This window comes from uncultured Pseudacidovorax sp., from assembly GCF_913773995.1.
Classification (GTDB): Bacteria; Pseudomonadota; Gammaproteobacteria; order Burkholderiales; family Burkholderiaceae_C; genus Xenophilus.
Genome location: NZ_CAJYES010000212.1, coordinates 1 through 3,576, shown reverse-complemented (window position 1 = coordinate 3,576; position 3,576 = coordinate 1). Strand labels below are relative to the sequence as shown.

At 68.0% G+C, this 3,576-nt stretch carries 4 protein-coding genes; all 4 read right to left on the bottom strand.

Going from position 1 to position 3,576, the window contains the following annotated elements:
• Nucleotides 1-551 precede the first annotated feature (551 nt).
• Nucleotides 552-1,361 (bottom strand): M90 family metallopeptidase, encoded by an 810-nt coding sequence (locus QZ772_RS19820; protein ID WP_295529800.1) that lies wholly within the window; start codon nt 1,359-1,361, stop codon nt 552-554.
• Nucleotides 1,362-1,441: 80 nt separating this feature from the next.
• Nucleotides 1,442-2,212: a UDP-2,3-diacylglucosamine diphosphatase gene (locus QZ772_RS19815; protein WP_295529796.1), complete on the bottom strand. Its 771-nt coding sequence runs from the start codon at nt 2,210-2,212 to the stop codon at nt 1,442-1,444.
• A gap of 60 nt (nt 2,213-2,272) precedes the next feature.
• Nucleotides 2,273-2,785: a peptidylprolyl isomerase gene (locus QZ772_RS19810; RefSeq protein ID WP_295529793.1), complete on the bottom strand. Its 513-nt coding sequence runs from the start codon at nt 2,783-2,785 to the stop codon at nt 2,273-2,275.
• Nucleotides 2,786-2,823: 38 nt separating this feature from the next.
• The gene (locus tag QZ772_RS19805; protein ID WP_295529802.1) at nt 2,824-3,411 is read right to left on the bottom strand and encodes a peptidylprolyl isomerase; all 588 of its coding nucleotides are present in this window, start codon (nt 3,409-3,411) and stop codon (nt 2,824-2,826) included.
• Nucleotides 3,412-3,576: the final 165 nt, after the last annotated feature.

Sequence of the window (3,576 nt, the reverse complement as noted above, 5' to 3'; positions counted from 1 at the left end):
AGTTCAGACGTGTGCTCTTCCGATCTCAGGCCCACGGAGAGGCCGTCACGCAACTGCTTGACGCCTGGAACAAGCGCGACGGCGCGGGGGTGCCGCAAGCCCAGGAACTGGGCCGCGTGACCCCTTCCGTGCGCAACCAGTGGGTTCAGTCGCTGTCCGCGGCGCCGTCGGGCGATGCCGCTGAAGCGCTGCTGCGGCTGGAAATGGCCGCCGAAGTGCCCACGCCGCCCGAGCAACTGGACGCCCGCCGTGCCCTGCAACTGAAGCTGCTGACCAAGCGCAACGAGCCGGGCCCTGCTGAGACCTGGGCGCAGGATGCTGCTCGCGTGTTGGCATCAGCCCACGAGCCGACGGTGGCGCGGCGTCTACAGAGCGCGCTCAAGCCGCTGCTGCGCAAGGGCTGATCCGCGCGAAGGACGTCACCCACGCAGAGGCGGCGCGCCGGTCACGGCGCGCCGCTTTTTTCTTGGCGCATTGCTGAAAAGGCGGCCGCCGCTCGGATAGCCGCGGTCATCGCTCCGCGGCGCGCGTGGGTGGCACCGTTGCGCTTCTCAGTCGCCTTGTCGCCCGTTCAGGAAGAAAGCGTCGAAGGCCGGCGTGAGGTTCTCGAACTCGCGCGCGAAGCGGGGCCGGTCGACGAAGTAGGCCTCGCACGCCACAGCGAAGAACTCCGCCACCGATGAGGCGGCATAGCCGTCCAGCCAGGGCGGCTCGCCGCCGAAGCGCTCTGCCACGATGGCCTGCTCGCGGAAGCGGTCGTAGGCGGGCTGTAGCGTGGCCAGCCAGCGCTCGCGGGCCTGCAGCGCCGTCGTGCTGCCCATGAACCCGTTCGGCAGGGGGGGGCAGCCGTCGACCTGGCCGTCGCGCATGTCGATCTTGTGGGCGAACTCGTGGATCACGACGTTGAGGATCGGCCCTTCGCCACCGCCACTTGCGCCTTCTTCGACATGCGGCCAGCTCAGCATGACCGGGCCTTGTGCGCGGGCCTCGCCGATGATGGCCTCGTCGTACTCGTGTACCACGCCGGCCTCATCCACCAGGGTGCGGCGGGTCGAGACCTCCGACGGCACCACCACGATGCCGACAAAGTCGTCGTACCAGTCCAGGTCGCCTGGCAAGTGAAGTGTGGGGAGTACCGCCTGGGTGGCGATCAGCAGCGCGACTTCATCAGTGATGGTGAGGCCCAGCGCGCCATGGAACTCCTTCTGCTGCAGGAATTGGGCCGCAAGTCGGCGAAGGCGCGCCAGTTCCGACGCCGGCCGGCCGGCCAGAAATGGCAGGGCGGTCAGCGCGTGCCGCCAGGCGGCTTCGGGAATTTCGGGAGGGGGGCGCAGCTTGCTGCGTAGCCAGCGGCCGAGCATGTCAACCTCCTGGAGCGCGGGGCACCGTCCGGCACGAGCGCGTGCCGCGACACGAGGCGGTCATCAGGCGATGCATCCCGCTAACGCAGATCCACACGCTGCGCACCCGTCGGCGTCAGGCACAACACTTGGGCGCGCGGTGGCGATGCAGCGACGTCCCAGTCGCTGAGCACCAAGCGCTCCAGCTGGCCGCCCAGCGAATGGCGGCCCGGCTTGTGGGTGTGCCCGTGCACCAGGGTCCGGGCGCGGGCACTGCGCAGCCAGGCGACGGCGGCCTCGGCATCCACGTCGGCCCATACGGCGCGGGGGTCGGCCTTGCGGGATTCGCTTTGCGTGCGCATGTGGCGCGCGAGCGCACGTCGCTCCGCCAGAGGGCGGGCCAGGAAGTCGTCCTGCCACGCCGCCGTCCGCACTTGCGCCCGGAAGGCGAGATAGTCAGCGTCGTCCAGGCAAAGCAGGTCGCCGTGGCTCAGCAGCCAGCGCTCGCCGTGAAGCACGAGCACCAGGGGGTCGGGCAGCAATTGGATGCCAGCCTGGGCCGCAAAGGCCTGACCGAGCAGGAAATCGCGGTTGCCAGCCATGAAGAAGATGGGCCGCCGCTTGGCGGCCTCGCGCAGCCAGTCGGCGCAGTCGGCCTCGAAGCCTGGCTCGAGGGCGGCATCGTCACCCACCCAGACCTCGAACAGATCGCCGAGGATGAAAAGGGCGTCGGCCGGTGTGGTCTGCAGATAGCTGCGCCAAGCCTGCAGTGTCTCCGGCTCGCCGGGATGCAGGTGCAGGTCCGACAGCAGGTCGACCGTGCCCCATTGCGGCGGCGCGAGGAATTCGGTGAAGGCGGTCTGCGCAGTCATCGTGGGGACGAGCGCGCGGGGCGCGGGCACAGACCGGACGCGTGCATGGCGCGGCTCAGCTCACTCGGCCAGGATGGTGGCCTTCTCGATCACGACATCATCCAGCGGCACGTCGTCGTGGAAGCCGCGGCGACCGGTCTTGACCTTGCGCAGCTGGTCGACGATCTCGGTGCCAGAGACGACCTTGCCGAACACCGCATAGCCCCAGCCTTGCTGCGAGGGTGCGGTGTGGTTCAGGAAGTCGTTCTTGGCCACGTTGATGAAGAACTGGGCAGTGGCCGAATGGGGGGCGCTGGTGCGGGCCATGGCCACCGTATACATCTCGTTCTTCAGACCGTTATTGGCCTCGTTGGTGATCTCGGCACCCGTGGGCTTCTGCTTCATGCCGGGCTCGAAGCCGCCGCCCTGGATCATGAAGCCGTCGATGATCCGGTGAAAAACGGTGTTGTCGTAGTGGCCCTTGGTGACGTAGGCGAGAAAGTTCTCGACCGTCTTCGGCGCCTTCTCGGCGTCCAGCTCGAGGACGATGGGGCCTTGGCCCTTGATGGTGAGTTCGACTTTGGGATTGCTCATTGGAGGCTCCTGGAGAAAGGGGGCGCTTGCGCGGTGGCTTACTTCAGCACCGAGGCGCTGCGGATGACGACGGGCTCGACAGGCACATCGCGCATTGGGCCCTGGGCGCCGGTGGGCACGGCGCGGATCTTGTCGACCACGTCCATGCCCGACACCACCTTGCCGAACACGGCATAGCCATGGCCGTCAGGGTTGGGGGCGTTGAGCATGTCGTTGTTCTTCACGTTGATGAAGAACTGCGCCGTGGCCGAGTTGGGGTCGCTGGTTCGGGCCATCGCGATGGTGCCACGGTCGTTCTTGAGGCCGTTGTCGGCTTCCAGCGGCACCGCGGCCCGTGTGGGCTTCTGGCGCAGGTCGGGCGTGAAGCCGCCGCCCTGGATCATGAAGCCGTCGATGACGCGGTGAAACACCGTGCCGTCGTAATGCTTGTCCTGCACATACTGAAGGAAGTTGGCGACGGTCTTGGGTGCCTTGGCGGGATCGAGCTGCAGCACGAGATCGCCGGCACTGGTGGTCAGCTTGACGCGCGGGGCGGCGGCCTGGCTCCAGGCGGCCGTGGGCACGGCCGCCGCGGCGGCCAGCGCCAGAACCCAGCGGCGGGTGAGGAGGGTGGGATAGGAAAACATCACGCAGAAACTCCCTGGGAGGTCACGAAAAGGGAAAGGAGTGAGCGGTGGCGCGGCGGTTCCACGCCGACGGCAGCCCCGAGTCAGCGCACGATGCGCCGCTGCTCGGGCGTGGCCGTGGGCAGCTTGCCACCGGCAACGCTGCCAGATCGGAAGAGCGTCGTG